We start from the raw sequence: 18,630 nt of genomic DNA on the forward strand, positions 1-18,630 counted from the left end.
ACCGGCGCGGAAGTATGCGTCAGGCGGAGCGCTTGAGCGGAAGCGCTTCATCGAGCTGGATCGCCCGATCAGCCAAACGCTTGTGGATGGCATCGATCGTCTGCTGATCGCGTACAGCGTGGAAGCCGGGACGGCTGCCTTCGCGGCGGGTCCGGTCTTCTGGCTTCAGGCTGGTGACGTCGGCATTGTGGAAGAAGTCACGATTGCCGCCATCGGTGTAGGATTCCGAATAGATGCCATGAGCGTGGATCACGTCGAACTGATCGAGTTCGATATGATAATAGGAGAGCCGCTTCATGCCCTTGTCAGCGACGATGGTGGAACCGTTCACTAGATCCTTGGCGCGGATAAGCACGCCGTCGACATAGAGATGATGCCAGGGCGACACGCGAATGTCCTTGCTCGGCACATTTTCGCTTACCGCATCTCTCTTGACAAGAATGGGCCAGAAATCGTCCAGTTTGTCCGAGGGGATGTTTTCCACCCAGTCATGACGATAGCCGACCCAGCGAACTTCGCGCATACCGCTGCGTCCGCGTACCTTGTCGCCAGCCTGGATATCTTCCACGGCAATTTCGCCATTGTCCGTTTCGATCAACGTGCCGCGCAGGAAGCAGACCGGTGCGGTGAATACATCTGTGCTGCTGTTGAAGAAACTCGACGGATTGGCCTGGATCGCCGCCGCCAGTGATGCGTTGATGCCGTTGATATTGTAGGTGAACTTGTCGGCACCGAACAGGCCACGCTCCAAAACCAGTGTGGCGTTGCCCGACACTGAATCATAGGTGAAGTTATCGAAGTCGTAGCCGCTGGCTCCCAGGCTATCGCCCCAACTGAAACCATTCACGTTGAACGAACTGACGGTGTCGATCAGCCCCTTGGTATAGGCGAAGGAACCGGAGCCGTTGCCAGAGAAATTGACCGTCTGGGTTCCGAGAGTAACCCCCAGCAGAGCGGGGCCGGTTACCGAAATGCTCGACGAGTCACCGACATTATAGGATACTGCGGTGAGTGCGGATACGCCCGCAACACCATAATCGACTGTGAGACTACCGCCGTTGATTGCCGCGAAAGAAGGGGCTGCAGCGGCGCTGACATTCGCAAATGAACCGACTGTTGCGCTGACACCATCCACGGTCAGCGTATGCGACCCAACGGCAGTAAGATTGATGGTGTTAGTCGCATCAGCATTGCTGCTGTTGATCGTCTGATCGCTGCTACCAAGGTCTATACCTAGAATCGCCATTGTCTATCTCCCTTAAGTGGACATTCAATTTAACGTTCAATCAGCATGCGGACCCATTTTATTGTTTGTTATGTAAGTAATGATATTGCTTGTTTGTCCAAAATGAACTTTTTTAGGCTCAAACTGGATTTATATGATTATTCCTTTTCCGGCAGACGGGTGATTGTTGACCAGGATTGGTTCGTCGCTTGATTCAGCGCGAAGCCTGCCAGGATATAGACAGGAACCGTCGAGGCGGTTTCCTGGGCAATTGCTTGGCCACTCCTGGATTGGGTAAAGAATGTACGCATCATTCAGGCGGCCCTCTGCGTGTCGCCATCGGGCGGCTGAAACAGGGACCGGAATTCCATCAATTTGCGCAGGCTGTCGCGATAATCCCAATCGACCCAGACGCGCGTCAGGCTGGGACGGCCGAGGTGATATCCTTGCAGCCAGGTGACACCCAGAGCGCAGGCGGCATCCCGCTGCTGAATGGTTTCCACACCTTCGACGACGACCGTATCGACCAGCGATTGCGCCAGTCCGACCAGATGCTCGAAAGTCGCATAGGGGCGTGCAGAACGCGACGCTGCGCGCAGGAAAAAGGCGTCGATCTTCACAATGTCGGGATTGAGCGCGAGAATCTGACGTGTGGAGGTATGGCCCGCGCCAAAGTCATCGATCGCCACCCTGCATCCCAGAGCGCGCAGCTCGCTGACGAACTCAACCGCCTCCAGCAGTGAGGGTGGAGGTGCGGTTTCTGTAATCTCGATCACCAATCGCCGCGCCAGACTGCGATCACGGGAAAGACGATCCCGCAGGTTCGACCAGCTACTATTATAGCCGTTGAGATGGAAAGAGGCGCTTTGCCCGGAAATGTTGAGGCCAAGACAGACGAGCGGATCAGCTTCCAGTTCATCGAGAATGATGGACATGGCGCGTTGGTCCAGCACGCGGGCCAGACCGATCCGTTCCATCGCGCCAATAGAGGCGCCGCACGTCAGTTGCTGGCCGTCGGTCGACACCATCCGGAGCAGCGCTTCATAATAAAGGGCAGCTTCCTGTGCGATCGCGTTGCAAATGGGCTGCCATACGAAATGGGTTTCGCCGCGGTCGACACGATCAAGCAGAGCAACTGCCGCTTCCATGTCTGAGCGATATTGCTCGGTCCAATCCGCTTCTATCGTCACGGGATGTTCGGCGGGGCTCTTGGTGGCGCACAACATTACCTGTGCAGCCGAAAGAGCAGCGATGTCCCCCGCGCTGTCGGTATCGGAAACGAGATCATAGCCTATGGTCACTGACAACAAAAAGCGCTCGCCATCAAATTCGACCGGCCTCGCCATGACGAGTTGGCAGAATCCATCGATAACGGACGAGAGACTGGGTAGCTGCGCCCAGGAAGCCGCCGGGATCGACGCGGCGATCACGGCGCCGGATGACGGTTGAATCTGCGCACCCGGAAAATGGCGGTCAAGGAGCGAGGCAACCGCATCGCGTGCAGCGAAAGCAGCGGCCTCGCCATAGGCCGAACGGATCAGATCGAGGTTGTCGATCCGTAAAGCGAGAACGAGACCGCCTGCGCAGAAGCAGTCGATCACATGTCCCGTGTCATCCGCCTCCGTGCTGGCCATGTCGCCTCCTGGATCAACTGGTCGAGTGACAGAATAGTCAATTCTGTAACATCACGCAAGCGCAATGATTTTCAATGACAAAAATTATTCGCCGCGTCGATTACGTTAACCTTGAAAACTGGTCATATACGGCAAATTTTCCTATCCGGATGACCGATTCCATTTACCATCTTTACGCAGCTGCACGCTTGAGTTCATAAGTCGAATCTTCGCTCAACCAGGCCCTAGCCGCAATCTCACGCTCCTCAGAGCCGCTCGCATTGGCATAGATAGCCGTAGTCTTCATATCGGCATGACCAAGCCAGCGTTGCACCAGATTGAGGGGTACGCCTGAATGGATCGCACGAACGCCAAAGGCGTGACGCAATCCTTTTGGCACAGCCCAAGGCCCGGAAATCCGTGCCTTTTCCATTACTCCCGTCACTTTTCGATAGGCCGTCATCCGCGACCAGGGCCAGAAACGGCCATCCTTGCTGAGCTTCCCTTTCCTCACCCATTCCTGAAGCCGATCAAGCATCTTGAGTGGAAGGGGAACAGCTCGGAAAATCGCGCTATGACGCTTCTTCAGGCATTTGATAATTACATGACCAGAAGAAAAATCTATACTCTCTACCCCGATTGAGAGCGCTTCTGAAATCCTGCAACCGGTTACGGCCAGGAACCAGCAAAAGCTATATACATCTATACTTTCACTCTTTGCTACAGATAAGAATGATACAGTCTCGTTGTTCGTAAGATATTTTCGTTGCCCACCCCTGTCATGCATTGACCAAGGCACGTTCACCTCCATTTTATGTTCTTTGACATAAGGGAGATTGCCATTTTCTCGGTTATCAAAATGCCTCTCGGACATCGTTGATACAGAATTGACTATTTTGTAACATACATTTACATTATATTTCATGAACTTAACCTTTGCGCGACCTTGTTTTTGGTTTTGTACGTGATTCGGTGCCGTTTTTTGATCTGATCGTTGGCATTTGCGAATTTCACGCATTCCTCTTATTCTTGGTAATATTAAGTGCGTATGGATGGATAGTTATTTTATCTATTCGCTAATCTGGGATTTATTCCAGATATCCGATGAAATATTCTATTTATTTATGCGAATAATCTTGTGGAAATTGTGAAATTTCAGCCGTCCAGGCCCTTGTTGAAGGGCGTGGCAAAGGGACATGTACTGCGGTTCTTTGGTCGATCGAAGATGCTTCTCCCCTAAAGTTGCGCGGCGTTGGCAGGCCTGCCCTGCGCGGATTGATTTCATGCGGCAACATGTCCTAAAGTGCATGGAAGCGGTCGCTTTTATGGCTTTGGTATGTCCCTGGTAGATTTGATTGGATCGAGTCCGATCGCGGCTCTGATCTGTGATCCGCAGCAGGTCGATAATCCGATTGTGGAATGCAATGCGGCGTTCGAGACGCTGACCGGCTATACCCGTGAGGAGGTGGTGGGGGGCAGTTGCTGTTTGCTCGCGGGGGACGCTACGGAGCCTTGGCTGGCCGAAAACCTGCGTGCCGCAATTCGTGACCGTCGCCCGATCCTGATGGAAATCCTCAATTATAAGAAGGACGGAACGCCGTTCCGCAACGCCGTGCTGGTCGTCCCGATTTTCGACGAGACGGGTGCGTTGCTCTATTTCCTGGGATCGTTGACGGAGATTGAGGATCCCAAACTGGGACATGTCGCGAGGCGTTCAAACGCACAAAAGCGGATGGCGTTGTTGAGCAGGCGGCAACGCGAGGTGATGGTCCTCATGGCCGCGGGGCAACTCAATAAACAAATTGCCCATGCGCTGAATCTTTCGGAGCGCACTGTGAAAATGCACAAGGCTGGCCTGCTCAAGGCATTGGGGGTGACGAAGGCAGCCGATGCCATTCGGTTGGCCATAGAAGCCGGATATTGAGGCGATCGGCTACATCCGTCTTCGTTCCTGTCCAGAATAGCCTTTCAGTAGGGGTCGTCGAGTTCGACCGGTCGGAGAAACTTGATCGAACATTGGATGTCGTTGCGCACCATAACGATGCCTTCGACGGCATAATGGTCGACGAAAACCGTTACTTGGGCATTATGGCGCGGGATATAGCTTCCAGTCACGACCATCCCGGTCGGTAGGACCTTTCGGATATTGATATCAGTTAAGGTAGGGCCGTCCTGAAGGAGGCCGGGAAAAGACAAGCGGCGTTGCCGAAAAGATTCATATATTGCTTTTGCATCCATTGGCAGCTTGGCGGAGATTATGCCCCTTTGTTGTTGAAATAGGTTTCTGCTTATTAGCAGCGATCCATTGCTCGCGTAATAATATAGGAAAAACTAGTCAAATCGATATGGGTCCGTAATGAATTTATCAATTAATAACGGATAATTAATTGCCTGACATCGAAAATGGATTGCAGCCATGCCGCGTGACTTCACGAGAGGCGCGCAAGCGGACAGGCAACGTCGCGGACACTGCAAAGGTCAATCGCAGGGGAGAAATGGTGCACCCAAGAGGATTCGAACCTCTGGCCTTTGCCTTCGGAGGGCAACGCTCTATCCAGCTGAGCTATGGGTGCGTGACGCTGGTCAGAAGGCGCGGTTAGCAAAGTCCATCGTGCTGCGCCAGCACCAAAATCGTCTGCTGACGATCTTATTTTGCAGCCTTTTCCATCGGCTGGAATTTACCGAGGCCGCAGCTTGCACCCGGCTGGAGGCCGGGGCCGGCATTCCACAGCACGGTGATGATATCGACCGAGCAGAGCTGGGACAGGCTGGTACGGTAGGAGAAACGCTTCTCGAAACCCAGGCTGGGACAAGTGTTGGGCAGGGTGTTACGGTAGATTTTTCTGCCGTTCATCACGAAATCGATCCTTTGGTCATCCCGCACATTGGTCGACCGGATCGATTGGATCGGAATGCAATCAACCGCTTCTCCCTTGGCCACATAGGGATCCGGGGTGTCCTTCGCGATCGCTGGAGCGATACCGCAAGCGAGAATAAGACCCAGAGCCAGGCGGGCCGGGTGACGGACGGACATGGTTTTTCTCCTCTTATCCTGGCGATTCGACGGCACGGACCGCCGATTTCCGTCACTTTATAGCATAATACCAAGATGCATTGATGAGAACTCATGCTGGCCTGTTCCCCGGCGAAGGTCGGGGTCCAGTTCGAACCGTGGAACTGGACCCCGGCCTTCGCCGGGGAACAGCAACCAGTCGATCTTGATGAGTCATTCTCTACGCCGCTCGGTATAAGGCGACTGAACCAGGAGATAATGGAGGAGGGGCTAAGCGGCCTTGGGAGCGGGCGTCTTCGGCTTATAGCGGCACAAATCCGCCACGATACAGCGCCAGCATTCGGGACGCCGCGCCTTGCAGACATAGCGGCCGTGCAGGATCAGCCAATGATGGGCATCGCGGCGGAACGGTCCCGGCACGCCCTTGTCCAGCTTCTGTTCGACCGCCAGCACCGTCTTGCCGGGGGCCAGGCCGGTGCGGTTCCCGACACGGAAAATATGGGTGTCGACCGCGAAAGTCTCCTGCCCGAAAGCGGTGTTCACCACGACATTGGCGGTCTTGCGCCCGACGCCGGGCAGGGTGGTCAGCGTATCGCGATCCTGCGGCACCTCTCCACCGAAGTCACGGACCAGGATTTCGGACAGGGCGATGACATTCTTCGCCTTGCCGTTGAACAGGCCGATGGTCCTGATGTGCTGCTTCAAGCCTTCTTCGCCGAGATCGATCATTTGCTGCGGCGTGGTGACATCGCGGAACAGGGCGCGTGTCGCCTTGTTGACGCCGACATCGGTCGCCTGCGCGGATAGCACGACGGCGACCAGCAACTGATAGTCATTGCCATATTCCAGCTCGGTGCGCGGCGCGGGATTATCCTCCGCGAGGCGGCTGAAAAAGTCGAAGATCTGGGCTTTGTTCATGCGCGTCAGAGACCCAGCACGCCCTTCATGTCGTAGCGACCCGCGCTTTGACCCAGCAGCCATTGCGCACCCTTGATCGCGCCGCGGGCGAAGATGGCGCGGTTTTCGGCGCGGTGGCCCAGTTCGATCCGTTCGCCTTCGGTCGCGAAAATGACCTGATGATCGCCGGCGACCGACCCACCGCGCAAGGCAGCGAAGCCGATCGCGCCCTTGGCCCGCGCGCCGGTGATGCCGTCGCGGCCGCGTTCGCTCTTCTCGGCAAGCACGACGCCGCGTCCGCGAGCCGCAGCTTCGCCCAGCAACAGCGCGGTTCCGGAGGGGGCGTCCACCTTGTGCCGGTGATGCATCTCGACGATCTCGATGTCCCAATCATCGCCAAGGCCGGCGGCGGCCTTTTCGACCAATGCGGCGAGCAGGTTGACGCCCAGCGACGTGTTGCCGGTCTGGAGCACGGGAATGACTCTGGCCGCCTGATCGATCAGGGCGTGATGAACCGGCTCCAGGCCAGTGGTGCCGATCAGGATCGGCTTTTTCGCGGTAATGCAGGCGTCGAGATGGGCGGAGAGGGCGCTGGGGATCGAAAAGTCGATCAGCACATCGCTTGCTTCGGCCAATGCAAGCGGATCGGCGGTAATGGCGATGCCCGGCGCGAGTTCGCCGCCATTGCTGCGACCCGTGCCGCCGGCAATGCCGAGGCCGGATTCCGCCGCCACGGTGGCGATGGCGCGGCCCATGCGGCCGGCGGCTCCGAATATCCCGATGCTGGTCATGATGTTGCTTGTCCTGAATGCTGTGACAGGCGCGATGCCAGAGCGACGGCGCTTTGTCATCCCCGTGCAAACGCCCCGGTCAGCGTTCGGTCAGGCGCGGCATCAGTTCGACGAAATTGCAGGGGCGGAAACGATTGTCGAGCTGGGTGACGAGAATGCCGTCCCAGGCGTCCTTCACCGCGCCGGTCGAGCCGGGCAACGCGAAGATATAGGTGCCGCGCGCGACGCAGGCAGTGGCGCGGGACTGGATGGTCGATGTGCCGATGCTTTGATAGCTGAGCCAACGGAACAGTTCGCCAAAGCCGGGGATTTCCTTGTCCTGCACCTGTGCCAGCGCCTCCGGCGTCACGTCGCGTCCGGTGACGCCTGTGCCCCCGGTGGTGAGGATGACGTCGATCTGCGGATCATCAATCCAGATATTCAGCCGGGCGACAATGGTAGACTTGTCGTCTTTCTCGATATGGCGCGCCGCCAGGACATGTCCCGCGCCTTCCAGCCGTTCGACCAGCGCGTCGCCGGAACGATCCTCCGCCAGGCTGCGCGTGTCGGAGACGGTGAGGACGGCGATCCGAATGGGAATGAAGGTCCGGCTCTCATCGATCGGCATCAGTTGGAGCCGCCACCCATGGCAGCGCGGCCGTCCGCCTTACTGAGGCGCACGAGCTTCACCCCCTTGGCGTTGGGGAAGGTCGGCCACAGCCCCTGCGCCATGCCCGTCAGGCAATCGGCGCTGCCCTTCGCCTGAATCTGGTACATCCAGTAGTTGCGCATGACGATGTTCACATAGGCGCGGGTTTCATAATAGGGCAGCGATTCGATGAAAAGCAGCGGATCGCCCTTGTCCTTGACCTGGGTGTTCCAGCGCTGGACCGGCAGCGGACCGGCGTTGTAGGCGGCCATCACCTTGGGCAGCAGGCCACCGGTGGCGCTCATGTCGCGCAGCGCTTCCAGATAGCGCTGGCCATATTCCATGTTGGTCGACGGCACGAAGAGCTGGGACGTGGAGGTCATGCCGACATCTCCCGCCGTGCCGGGGCGGACCTGCATCAGGCCGCGCGCGCCCGCGCTGCTGACGACATCGGTGCGAAAGCCCGACTCTTGCAGAGTATGGGCGAAGATCAGCGACGGATCGACGCGCCAGCCGCCATCGGGACGCCAGTCGGGCGCGGGGAAGCGGGCAAAGCTGCCGGGCTGGGTGCCGGCGGGTCCGTTATGCGCGAGGTAAAGCTGGGTTGCCGGCAGGTTGAGCGCGCTGGAAAGGCGCAACAGCGCGTCATATTGGTCGCTGCCGCCGATCTTCGCCTGATAGCGGAGCAGCTCGTCGGCTCGACCATTTTCGCCGATCGCCGAAAGCGCGATGGCGGCGCGGGCATTGGGGCTGTTCTTCAGCTTTTGCCATTCCAGCGCACCGAACCGGCTGCCGACCGGTGCGCTGCCCAGGGGCAGTCCCAGCGATTCACGAGCGAGCAGGCCGTAAAAGGTCTCCTCCGAACGCGCCGCGAGTTTCAGGTAATTCTCAACCTTTTCCGCTTCGCCACAGACCATATAGGCGCGCGACGCCCAATAGGCGCCGGCCGAGCGCATATCCGCATCTGTCGCGAAGGCCGCGACATTGGCGAAGGCGGGCGCGGCCGTCCGGCAATCATTCTGACGCCAGGAAGCGAGGCCCGTTGTCCAGTGCGCCTGCACCGTCCAGTCGCCGCCCATGCGGGTTTCCAGCGCGCGGGCGGCCATGCGCCGGGCGTTGCTGTCGTCATTCTCGATATAATAGGCCCAGGCGACGCGCTGCCGCACTTCGGTCAGGCCCTCCGGGGTCAGGCCCGCTTCGCCGGTAGTGAGCAGGCCTTCGGCGCCGATCGGATCGTCATTCTTGACGAAACCCTGTATCCGCCCGGCAAGTGCCTGGGCAAGCATATCGGTTTTGGTTGGGGAGACATATTGGCGGCGCGGCGCCGCGCCCAGCCAGACCATCTTCTGGATTTGCGGCAGGGTTGGCAGGATGGTGGCCCCACGCCTTTGCGCGAGACGGGACAACTGATCGGCCTTGGGCAGCCATGCGGCCTTGTTGATGAGGTCGAGCAGGTCGAACAGTTCGACCTTGGGCGAGTTACGGGCAAGATAAAGTTCCGACAGCGCCACGGCGCGCACCGCGTCCTGCGCATCGAGCGTCTGGATCATCGCCTTGGCGTCGATCCATCTTTCCGCGCGCAGGGCGGCAAAGATCGCATTATAGCGCGCCTTGTCCCCGTCGCTCAGAACCAGCGGTGACGTGTCGGACGTCGCGATCGGCAAGCCTGGAAGTGTTTCGGCGCTTTCGGCCGCGGCCGGCGTAGCCATTGCGGTTCCCAGGGCTAGCAGGGCCAGGCAGGTGGCGGCACGAATCACGGACGATCTTCCTCGATCAGGCTTTGCAGGGTGCGCCAGCATTCCGCCTTCGCCGCAGGCTGGCTGAGCAGCAGGCGGGGGTGAAAGGTGGCGACGACGGGCACTGTGCCGCCATCATGATTGAAATCGCGTAAACTATGGCCCGATACGGCGCCGCTGTCGGTCGGCATCAATGCGCGGATCGTCCGGTCTCCGAGCAGCAGCAGCCGGCGTGGCCGCGCCAGATGGACCTGGGTCCGCATCCGCGCGGCCGCAATGGCGAGATCGGCGGCTTCGACCATGCCGCCGGGTGGGCGGGCAAAAAACAGGGAGGCGATATAGGCCTGCGCCCGATCGATCCCGATGGCGCGCAGCATGGCGTCGAACAGGACGCCCTCGCGATCGGCAAGCAATGATCCGGCGGCGACATCCGCCGCATCGGGCATGTCAGTGACAACCATCAATGGTGAATCGACGGCGCCGGAGGGGTAGATGGGGGGCGTGGGCCAGCGTCGTTCAGGATGGCTCGATTCGCTTTCGAGCCAGCAATGAAAGGCCTCAAGATCCTGCGGTTTGGCTTGCGGTGCGATTTCCGCCGGCTGCGGCGCGTGGGATGCGGAAACGGCCGCAGGCACGGGGCGCAACCAGTTATGCGGCGCTTCCGCTACGGCGCTCTCCACGCCGGCCAACTGCCACCACGCCAGATAGGCGTCGGCGGTCAGCGCCGCATTGTCCTGCATTATTCCCCGCATCACAATCATCTAGGGCCAGAGGTTGACGATCGGGTCAAGCTGCTTCATCGCCTTTAATGGTAAAGTGTTGGAGTAATGCGGCGATTGGATGACACGGGGTGCAGCCCGCCAATCGCCCGGAGGAGGGATGAATGAGCGAACGGGAATCGATGCCCTATGACATCGTCATCGTCGGCGGAGGACCGGCGGGACTGTCTGCGGCGATCCGGCTGAAGCAGTTGGCGAACGATGCGGGTCAGGAACTGGCCGTCTGCGTGCTGGAGAAGGGGTCGGAAATCGGCGCCCATATCCTGTCGGGCGCGGTGATCGATCCCAGGGCACTGGACGAACTGCTGCCCGAATGGCGCGACATGGGCTGTTCGCTGGCGGACGTGCCGGTGACGGACAACCAGCATTGGTGGCTGACCAGGGGCGGCAAGATTGCGATGCCGCATATCATGACGCCCGGCTGGATGCACAATAAGGGCACCTATACCGGATCGCTGGGCAATCTCTGCCGCTGGTTGGCTGAGCAGGCCGAGGGGCTGGGCGTGGAGATATTCCCCGGCTTCGCGGCTGCGGAAATCCTCTACAATGAGGATGGCAGTGTGAAGGGCGTCGCGACCGGCGACATGGGCATCGCCCGCGATGGCGAGCATAAGGGCGATTATCAGCCGGGGCTGGAACTGCACGCCAAATATACTTTCTTCGCCGAAGGCGCGCGCGGACATCTGACCAAGATTTTGAAGCGCCAGTTCGCGCTGGACGCCGACTGCGAACCGCAGGTCTATGGCCTGGGCATGAAGGAATTGTGGGATATCGATCCCGCCAAGCACAAGCCGGGCCTGGTCATCCACTCGCAGGGCTGGCCGCTGACCGACGCCTATGGTGGCGGCTTCCTCTATCATCAGGCTAATGGTCAGGTGGCTTTGGGCTTCGTCGTTGGGCTGGGCTATCGCAACCCGCATCTTTACCCGTTCGAGGAGTTCCAGCGCTGGAAACAGCATCCGGCAATCCGCCAGTTTCTGGAGGGCGGGCGCCGCGTTTCCTATGGCGCGCGCGCGATCAATGAGGGGGGCTGGCAGTCCATTCCAAAGCTGGTCTTCCCCGGCGGCGCGCTGATCGGCTGTTCGGCCGGCTTCGTCAACGTGCCGCGGATCAAGGGGACGCATACCGCGATGAAATCCGGCATGTTGGCGGCTGAAGCGGCGTTCGAGGCGATCCAGAATGAGCGCGCCCGCGACGTGCTGCACGATTATGATGATCGTGTGCGGTCGAGCTGGATCGCAACGGAATTGCAACTGGTCAAGAATGCCGAGCCGCTGCTGAGCAAGTTTGGCAACACGATCGGCACGTTGCTGGCGGGCATCGACATGTGGATGCGCACGCTCAAGATCGGCCTGCCCTTCACGATGAAGCACAAGCCCGACAATGAGAAGACCTGGCGCAAGGAACAGTGCGAGAAGATCGCCTATCCCAAGCCCGACAATGTCATCAGTTTCGATCGCCTGACATCGGTGTTCCTGTCGAATACCAATCATGAGGAGGATCAGCCGGTCCATCTGCAACTGAAAGACCCGGCAATCCCGATCAGCTACAACCTCCCCCTTTATGACGAACCGGCGCAGCGTTATTGTCCCGCCGGCGTCTATGAAGTGGTGGGGCTGGATGAGGGCGATCCCAAATTCCAGATCAACGCGCAGAATTGCGTCCATTGCAAGACATGCGACATCAAGGACCCGACCCAGAACATCAACTGGGTCGTTCCCGAAGGCGGCGGAGGACCAAATTATCCCAATATGTAAGCGCCTGATCCCGGTCCTGTTGCTGACGATCCCGGCGGTGGCCGAGGCGTCGGTCGATCCCGCCAGCGCGCTGCACGCCTATGCGCGGGCGCGGCTGGCGGATGGGGACGGCGCGCTGGGAAGCGCCGTGTCCAGCTACCGCGCTGCGCTCGCGTTCGATCCGGACAATACGGATATTGCGCGCCGTTCCTATGCGCAGGCACTGGAGAGTGGCGACCAGGCGCTGGCCATGCGATCGGCCGTCCTGCTCGATGCGCAGGGCATGTTGCCGCGTGACGGAACCTTGCTGTGGGTCGGTGACGCGCTGACGCGCAAGGATTGGGCGGGCGCACGCATTTTGATCGATCGCATGGTGGCGGAGGGTAATTTCGCCTTCCTGGCGCCGATCGCGCGCAGTTGGATCACGCTGGGAGAGGGACAGTATGTTCCCCCCGTGATCGAGGAAAAGGGACAGTTTGCCGCGCTGGCCCACCGCTATCTGGATGAGCATGTGGCTTTCCAGGCGATCAGGTCGGGTGATCTGGCAACGGCCTTGTCCGCGATGCAGCGGGCGATCAGCCTTCGCGCCAATGATAGCGCGGCCCTCCGGCTGAGCTTTGCGGGACAACTCGCCGCTCAGGGAGCGAAGGCGGAGGCGCTGGCGCTTCTGCCGGAGGGGAACGCGAATTTCACGATCGCGCGGACCGACATCAGTCGGGGCAAGGATAGTAAGGGGCGAACGGCTTTGTTGACCCCGGCGCAGGGCTTTGCGCGGCTGCTCTCGCGCCTCGCCGCCGACATCGCGTCGGACGAGGCGGGGATTACGCTTGGCATGCGGCTGGCGCGTATCGCCACCTTCGCCGATCCGCAAAGTGCGGAGGCCCATATCATCGCGGCCCAGTTGCTGACGATTGGCGGCTATCCGGCCTTTGGCGCTGCGGAGGCCGGGAAAGTACCGGTCAAAAGCTGGTATGGCGGATTGGCTCAGGCCGAACTGGTCAACGCGCAGGCCGAGACGGGCGACCGCAACGGCGCGATTGCCCTGGCCCGGACCCTCGCTGCCGAACCGGGCGCGGACGCCGAACGCCAGGTTCGGCTGGGCCGGTTGCTGGCGGATGCGAAGGATTTTACCGGGGCGGCGGCGGCGTTCAGGGCAGCGCAGGTCGGCTATGCCCCCGATGCCGTCCCCTGGACCCTTTTGCTGTTCGAAGGCAGCGCGCTGGAACAGGGAAAACGCTGGGACGAGGCACGAACCGTGCTGGAACGCGCCGCGAAACTGGCGCCCAATGAACCTGTGATCCTCAACTATCTGGGCTATGCGCAGATCGAACGGCGCCAGAATGTCGAGGAAGCGCTGAAACTGCTCAAGCGAGCGAGTGCGCTCAAGCCACAGGATGCGTCGATCACGGATTCGCTTGGCTGGGCGCAATATATATCCGGCGATGTCGCCGCCGCCGTGCCCGTGCTGGAACGGGCAGCGGCAGGAGCGCCGGGCGATCCAACGGTCAACGAGCATCTGGGCGATGCGCTGTGGGCGGCAGGACGTCGATATGAGGCGCGCTATGCCTGGAACGCCGCATCCGTCTATGCCGAAGGCGATGTCGCTGCGCGACTGGCGGCGAAGAGCAAGGAAGGATTGACGCCCGAATATGCCGCACCCTGACGTGGAGGCCGAAACGCTTGTCGAAACCGCCTATGCCAAGGTGAATGTCGCATTGCATGTGCGGGCGCGGCGGGACGATGGCTATCATGCTCTGGAAAGCCTGTTCGTTTTTGCCGAAGATGGCGATCGGCTGGAGGGGCAGACGACCGACGACGGCGTGATCGGCCTGATAATCGACGGCCCGTTCGGCGCGGGATTGGAGGCGGGGTCGGACAACCTCGTTACGCGCGCCGCGCGGGCGTTGCAGGCGCATATCGGTGAGCGACGGGGCGCAGCGATCCGACTGACGAAAAACCTGCCAGTTGCGTCGGGCATCGGCGGCGGGTCGGCGGATGCGGCGGCGGCGCTGCGGCTGCTGGTGCGGCTTTGGGATGTGCGGATCGAACCGGAGCGTTTGGCGGAGCTGGCTCTTGACCTGGGATCGGACGTCCCGGCCTGCGTCGCCAGCGTCACGCAATTGGTGACCGGACGCGGCGAGCATCTGGCGCGACACAATGTCGATGGGCTGGAAGGACTCCCGATGTTGCTGGTCAATCCGGGCGTTGGCGTGTCGACAGCGAGCGTCTTTGCCGGGTGGGACAGGCAGGATCGGGGTTCGCTCAACGCCGCCAGCCTCGAACTGCTGATAGAAGAGGGCCGTAACGACCTGGAAAATGCGGCTATTGCGGTGGCGCCGGGGATCGCGCAGATATTGGATGCACTGCGGGGTGCAGACGGCCTGCTGCTGGCGCGCATGTCGGGATCGGGCGCGACCTGCTTCGGGCTGTTCGGGAATATGGCCGCGATGGCGGACGCGGTACAAGCCGTGCGGGCGGAACATCCCGGCTGGTGGATCATGGAAACACGGATCAGGAGCGCATGAGCGAGGCCTTTACCCAGATTGACGGCGGTGCGCTCGACCTGTTGATCGTCGCCGATCATGCTTCTGCCCATGTGCCGGACGATATCGACCTGGGTATCGACCCTGCGCTGCTTGGGGAGCATATTGCCGTCGACATCGGCGTGGCGGAGGTAAGCCGGCTCCTGGCGGCCCAACTGGGAGCCACCGCGATCCTTGGCGGCGTGTCGCGGCTGGTGATCGACCTCAATCGGGAAGACGATGCGCCGGGACTGCTGCCGGTGATGAGCGACGGCCATGCCATTCCCGGCAATCGTGACGCCGACCTGGCCGAACGGATGCTCCGCTTCCACCATCCCTATCATCATCAGGTCGGCAGGCTGCTGGATGGCATGACGTCGCCCTTCATCCTGTCGGTCCACAGCTTCACGCCCCGGCTGACGAGCGATCCGGGGCAGCAGCGACCGTGGGACATCGGGATACTCTATAATCAGGATGATCGCGCCGCGCGGATCGCCATCCCCTTGCTGGAAACGGCGGGGCTTAAGGTCGGCGACCAATTGCCTTATTCAGGGCAGCTTCTGAACGCGACGATGAATCGTCATGCCGAAGCCAACGGCATCCCCTATCTGGGTATCGAGATGCGGCAGGATTTGGTGAACGACGCGGCTGGGCAGGCGCGTTTTGCCCGGATCATCGGGCCGGTTGCACTGGAATGCCGGGGACGGCTGGCATGAAAGGGCGGCTGATCGGGCTGGCGATGCTGATGGTGTTGGCCGGTTGCGATGGGCAGGCGCCAAAGGCGGACAGCGAAACGGACACCGGGCTAGTCGATGATGGCAAGGCCGACTGCATGACCGGCAGCGCGAAGCAATGGGCGCGTGACTGCCTGGTCGAACGCCGGGGTGACACGCTTACCATCCGGCATCCCGACGGCGGGTTTCGCCGTTTCCGGGTGCTGGCGGATGGGCGCGGGCTGGAGTCGGCCGACGGAGCGGAACCGGCGACGCTCAGCATCACCGGGAAACGGCAGATCGACGTGGCGGCGGGCGACGACCGATATCGGCTGCCGGCGCAGATCGCGGATACGGTGAAATGACCGGCGGGCCGATTCTGACGGCGGCGCAGATGCGCGCTGCGGAACAGGCGGCTTTCGATGCGGGCGTTGACGATTATGGCTTGATGGAGACTGCGGGCGCGGCGGCGGCGGAGATTATCTGGCGCGCGGGCCATCGGCGCGATGCGCTGATCCTGTGCGGGCCGGGCAATAATGGCGGTGACGGCTTCGTGATCGCACGGATATTGCGCGAGCGGGGCGTGGCGGTGCGAGTAGCGGCGCTGGGGGAGAGCCGGACCCTGTCGAGCCAGCGCGCCCGCGCGGCCTGGGCCGGGCCGGTCGAGGACATGATGACCGCTGAGCCGGCGACGCAGTTGGTGGATGCCTTGTTCGGTACGGGCCTGACCCGTGGGTTGGACGAAACGGTCGCAGCGCGACTGTGCGCGTTGGCGGATACGGCCATGCTGTCCCACGCCATAGACTTGCCAAGCGGAGTGGAGACGGACAGCGGGGCGCTGCTTTCGGCCATGCCGCGCTTTGGCACCTGCATCGCGCTAGGCGCCTTCAAGCCCGCTCATCTGCTCTACCCGGCGGCGGCGCGGATGGGCCGGTTGGTGCTGGCGGATATCGGCATCGCGATCCCAGATGCGGTGCATCGGTTGGCGCCGCCGCTGTTGCAGGCGCCGGGGGCCAATGCGCATAAATATAATCGCGGGCTGGTAGCGGTGATCGGTGGCGGAATGCCCGGCGCCAGCCTGCTCGCCAGCATCGCCGCCGCCCATTCGGGCGCGGGGACGGTGCGTCGTTTTGCCATCGACCGCCCCGTCGCCGGACCACATGCCATCATCAACCAGCAGGTCGAGGCACCCGGCGCGATCAGCAAGGCGCTGGAGGACACACGGATCAATGTCGTGCTGGTGGGGCCGGGGCTTGGTCTGGATGCCGATGGCCGGGCGCGGCTGGATGCGGCTTTGGATGCGGGGCATCCCATGGTGCTGGATGCGGACGCACTGACGCTGCTGGGTCAGCCGGGCGCACGCGCCATTCCGACCGGGGCGATCCTGACCCCGCATGAAGGCGAGTTTCAGCGGCTGTTCGGCGATCTTCCCGGTAGCAAGATCGATCGCGCGCTGGCGGCAGCGCGCGCATCGGGCGCGGTTATCATCTACAAGGGCGCAGATAGCGTGATCGCCGCGCCGGACGGACGGGCGGCCGTGGCAGGCGGCGCATCATTCTGGCTTTCGACGGCCGGGACGGGCGATGTGCTGGCGGGGCTGGCCGCCGGGCGGCTGGCGGTGACGGGCGATCCCTTCCGGGCGGCGTGCGAGGCGGTGTGGCTGCATGGAGAGGCTGCGCGGCGGTCCGGTCCGGCCTTTGTTGCGGATGATTTGCTTGGAGCGCTGCCAGCGGCTATCGCCGCGCGATTGTGACCGACACCGAAACAGACACCATCATCCGCGTCGCCGCCAAGGGCGATGGCGTTACCGCCGACGGCCGCCACTTTCCCCTGACCGCGCCGGGCGACCGGATCGGGCCGGATGGAGCTGTCCTGTTCGGTGTCCATCACGCTGCACCACCCTGCGACCATTTCCCGGCCTGCGGAGGGTGCCAGCTCCAGCATCTGGACGAGGTGAGCTATGCCGATTTCGTGACGGCGCGCGTCACTGGCGCACTGGCGGGGCAGGGCGTCACGCCCGACGCGGTGCTGCCGCCCCATATCTCCCCGCCGATGACGCGGCGGCGCGCATCGCTGCGTGCGGCGCGGGCGGGCAATCGCATCACCATCGGCTTTGCCGAGGAGGGCAGTCACAAGCTGATCGACCTGCAGATGTGCGCGGTACTCGATCCCCGGCTGTTCGCGCTGCTGGCGCCTTTGCGTGACCTGCTGGGACTGATCCTGCCGGATAAAAGGGCGGCGCATGTGCGCATGTCGCTGATCGATCAGGGCGTCGATCTGCTGCTCGAAGCTGTACGGGTCGATGGACTGGCGGCGGATGAGGCGCTGGGCGATTTCGCCCGCAGCCATGGGCTGGCGCGGCTTACCATCGATGAGGGCGACGGGCCGCAGACGCGCTGGGAGCCGGAGGCGGCGACAGTTAGCTTTGGCGGCGCGCCCGTGGGCTTTCCGCCTTTTTCATTCCTCCAGGCGACGCCCGACGGTGAGGCGGCCCTGGTGGGCGCGGTGCGGGAGGCTCTGCCGGAGACAGGGCCGATTGCCGACCTCTTCTGCGGCCTTGGCACTTTCGCTTTGGCATTGGGGGACAAACATGCGGTCTATGCAGCGGAGGGCGCGCGGGATGCCGTGTTGTCGCTGAAGCTGGCGGCGGCGCGGGCGCAGAGGCGTCTGATGGCGGATCATCGCGACCTGTTCCGCCGTCCGCTGACGCCCGAAGAATTGAGCCGTTTCGCCGCGGTCATACTGGACCCGCCCCGCGCCGGCGCGCGCGAACAGGTGCTGCAACTGGCCGCGTCGAGCGTGCCGCTGATCGCCTATGTCTCCTGCAATCCCGCCAGTTTCGCACGTGACGCGGCGCATCTGGTCGGGGCGGGTTACAGGCTGGAAAGCGTCAAACCGGTTGGCCAGTTCCGCTGGACCACCCATGTCGAACTGGTCGGCATCTTCCGCAGATAAGAAAAATCCCTCGCCGCAAGGG

Annotated in this window: 18 protein-coding genes and 1 tRNA gene; 8 read left to right on the forward strand and 11 right to left on the reverse strand. The window is 61.6% G+C overall.

Features of this window, described 5'->3' with window-relative positions; translation table 11 throughout:
- Nucleotides 1–19: 19 nt before the first annotated feature.
- From MOK15_RS04020 to MOK15_RS04030, 3 genes are all read right to left on the reverse strand, one after another.
- Nucleotides 20–1,246, reverse strand: coding sequence for a Hint domain-containing protein (locus MOK15_RS04020; protein WP_242930424.1), 1,227 nt, complete (start codon nt 1,244–1,246; stop codon nt 20–22).
- Nucleotides 1,247–1,539: 293 nt separating this feature from the next.
- Nucleotides 1,540–2,859 carry an EAL domain-containing protein gene (locus MOK15_RS04025; protein ID WP_242930425.1) on the reverse strand — a complete coding sequence of 440 codons (1,320 nt, stop codon included), beginning with the start codon at nt 2,857–2,859 and terminating at the stop codon, nt 1,540–1,542.
- A gap of 172 nt (nt 2,860–3,031) precedes the next feature.
- Nucleotides 3,032–3,856: a tyrosine-type recombinase/integrase gene (locus MOK15_RS04030; RefSeq protein ID WP_242930426.1), complete on the reverse strand. Its 825-nt coding sequence runs from the start codon at nt 3,854–3,856 to the stop codon at nt 3,032–3,034.
- Between the two features lie 318 nt (nt 3,857–4,174).
- Between MOK15_RS04030 and MOK15_RS04035 the strand changes: the two genes are divergently transcribed.
- The gene (locus MOK15_RS04035; RefSeq protein ID WP_242930427.1) at nt 4,175–4,762 is read left to right on the forward strand and encodes a LuxR C-terminal-related transcriptional regulator; all 588 of its coding nucleotides are present in this window, start codon (nt 4,175–4,177) and stop codon (nt 4,760–4,762) included.
- A gap of 44 nt (nt 4,763–4,806) precedes the next feature.
- Here the strand turns inward: MOK15_RS04035 and MOK15_RS04040 are convergent, their stop codons facing one another.
- The 8 genes from MOK15_RS04040 to MOK15_RS04075 all read right to left on the reverse strand — a co-directional run bounded on the left by MOK15_RS04040 (nt 4,807) and on the right by MOK15_RS04075 (nt 10,655).
- Nucleotides 4,807–4,959, reverse strand: a complete 153-nt coding sequence (locus MOK15_RS04040) for a hypothetical protein (RefSeq protein ID WP_242930428.1) — start codon at nt 4,957–4,959, stop codon at nt 4,807–4,809.
- A 375-nt stretch (nt 4,960–5,334) separates the two neighbouring features.
- A tRNA-Arg gene (locus tag MOK15_RS04045) sits at nt 5,335–5,411 on the reverse strand.
- 74 nt (nt 5,412–5,485) lie between these two features.
- Nucleotides 5,486–5,872: a hypothetical protein gene (locus MOK15_RS04050; protein ID WP_242930429.1), complete on the reverse strand. Its 387-nt coding sequence runs from the start codon at nt 5,870–5,872 to the stop codon at nt 5,486–5,488.
- A 249-nt stretch (nt 5,873–6,121) separates the two neighbouring features.
- The gene (gene nth, locus MOK15_RS04055) at nt 6,122–6,769 is read right to left on the reverse strand and encodes an endonuclease III (RefSeq protein WP_242930430.1); all 648 of its coding nucleotides are present in this window, start codon (nt 6,767–6,769) and stop codon (nt 6,122–6,124) included.
- A 5-nt stretch (nt 6,770–6,774) separates the two neighbouring features.
- Entirely contained in the window at nt 6,775–7,539 is a 765-nt protein-coding gene (gene dapB / locus MOK15_RS04060; RefSeq protein WP_242930431.1) for a 4-hydroxy-tetrahydrodipicolinate reductase, read from the reverse strand.
- Between the two features lie 79 nt (nt 7,540–7,618).
- Nucleotides 7,619–8,146: a molybdenum cofactor biosynthesis protein B gene (gene moaB, locus MOK15_RS04065; protein WP_242930432.1), complete on the reverse strand. Its 528-nt coding sequence runs from the start codon at nt 8,144–8,146 to the stop codon at nt 7,619–7,621.
- Complete coding sequence (locus MOK15_RS04070; RefSeq protein WP_242930433.1) at nt 8,146–9,924, reverse strand: lytic transglycosylase domain-containing protein; 1,779 nt, start codon at nt 9,922–9,924, stop codon at nt 8,146–8,148. The genes moaB and MOK15_RS04070 overlap by 1 nt, the downstream gene beginning before the upstream one ends.
- Nucleotides 9,921–10,655, reverse strand: coding sequence for a uracil-DNA glycosylase family protein (locus MOK15_RS04075; protein ID WP_242930434.1), 735 nt, complete (start codon nt 10,653–10,655; stop codon nt 9,921–9,923). Before MOK15_RS04075 ends, MOK15_RS04070 begins: the two co-directional genes overlap by 4 nt.
- A gap of 131 nt (nt 10,656–10,786) precedes the next feature.
- On the opposite strand from MOK15_RS04075, the gene MOK15_RS04080 reads away from it, so the two are divergent.
- Genes MOK15_RS04080 through MOK15_RS04110 form a run of 7 tightly spaced genes read left to right on the forward strand, consistent with a single transcriptional unit; the run spans nt 10,787 to nt 18,608 of the window.
- Nucleotides 10,787–12,439 carry an electron transfer flavoprotein-ubiquinone oxidoreductase gene (locus tag MOK15_RS04080; RefSeq protein WP_242930435.1) on the forward strand — a complete coding sequence of 551 codons (1,653 nt, stop codon included), beginning with the start codon at nt 10,787–10,789 and terminating at the stop codon, nt 12,437–12,439.
- Between the two features lie 19 nt (nt 12,440–12,458).
- A complete protein-coding gene (locus MOK15_RS04085) occupies nt 12,459–14,081 on the forward strand; it encodes a tetratricopeptide repeat protein (RefSeq protein ID WP_242930436.1) in 1,623 nt (540 codons plus the stop codon).
- Nucleotides 14,068–14,943, forward strand: coding sequence for a 4-(cytidine 5'-diphospho)-2-C-methyl-D-erythritol kinase (locus MOK15_RS04090; protein ID WP_242930437.1), 876 nt, complete (start codon nt 14,068–14,070; stop codon nt 14,941–14,943). Before MOK15_RS04085 ends, MOK15_RS04090 begins: the two co-directional genes overlap by 14 nt.
- Nucleotides 14,940–15,656 (forward strand): N-formylglutamate amidohydrolase, encoded by a 717-nt coding sequence (locus MOK15_RS04095; RefSeq protein WP_242930438.1) that lies wholly within the window; start codon nt 14,940–14,942, stop codon nt 15,654–15,656. Before MOK15_RS04090 ends, MOK15_RS04095 begins: the two co-directional genes overlap by 4 nt.
- The gene (locus MOK15_RS04100; protein ID WP_242930439.1) at nt 15,653–16,018 is read left to right on the forward strand and encodes a hypothetical protein; all 366 of its coding nucleotides are present in this window, start codon (nt 15,653–15,655) and stop codon (nt 16,016–16,018) included. Before MOK15_RS04095 ends, MOK15_RS04100 begins: the two co-directional genes overlap by 4 nt.
- Complete coding sequence (locus tag MOK15_RS04105; RefSeq protein ID WP_242930440.1) at nt 16,015–17,406, forward strand: NAD(P)H-hydrate dehydratase; 1,392 nt, start codon at nt 16,015–16,017, stop codon at nt 17,404–17,406. The genes MOK15_RS04100 and MOK15_RS04105 overlap by 4 nt, the downstream gene beginning before the upstream one ends.
- Nucleotides 17,403–18,608, forward strand: a complete 1,206-nt coding sequence (locus MOK15_RS04110) for a class I SAM-dependent RNA methyltransferase (protein WP_242930441.1) — start codon at nt 17,403–17,405, stop codon at nt 18,606–18,608. The genes MOK15_RS04105 and MOK15_RS04110 overlap by 4 nt, the downstream gene beginning before the upstream one ends.
- Nucleotides 18,609–18,630: the final 22 nt, after the last annotated feature.

It is taken from the genome of Sphingobium sp. BYY-5, from assembly GCF_022758885.1.
GTDB lineage: Bacteria > Pseudomonadota > Alphaproteobacteria > Sphingomonadales > Sphingomonadaceae > Sphingobium.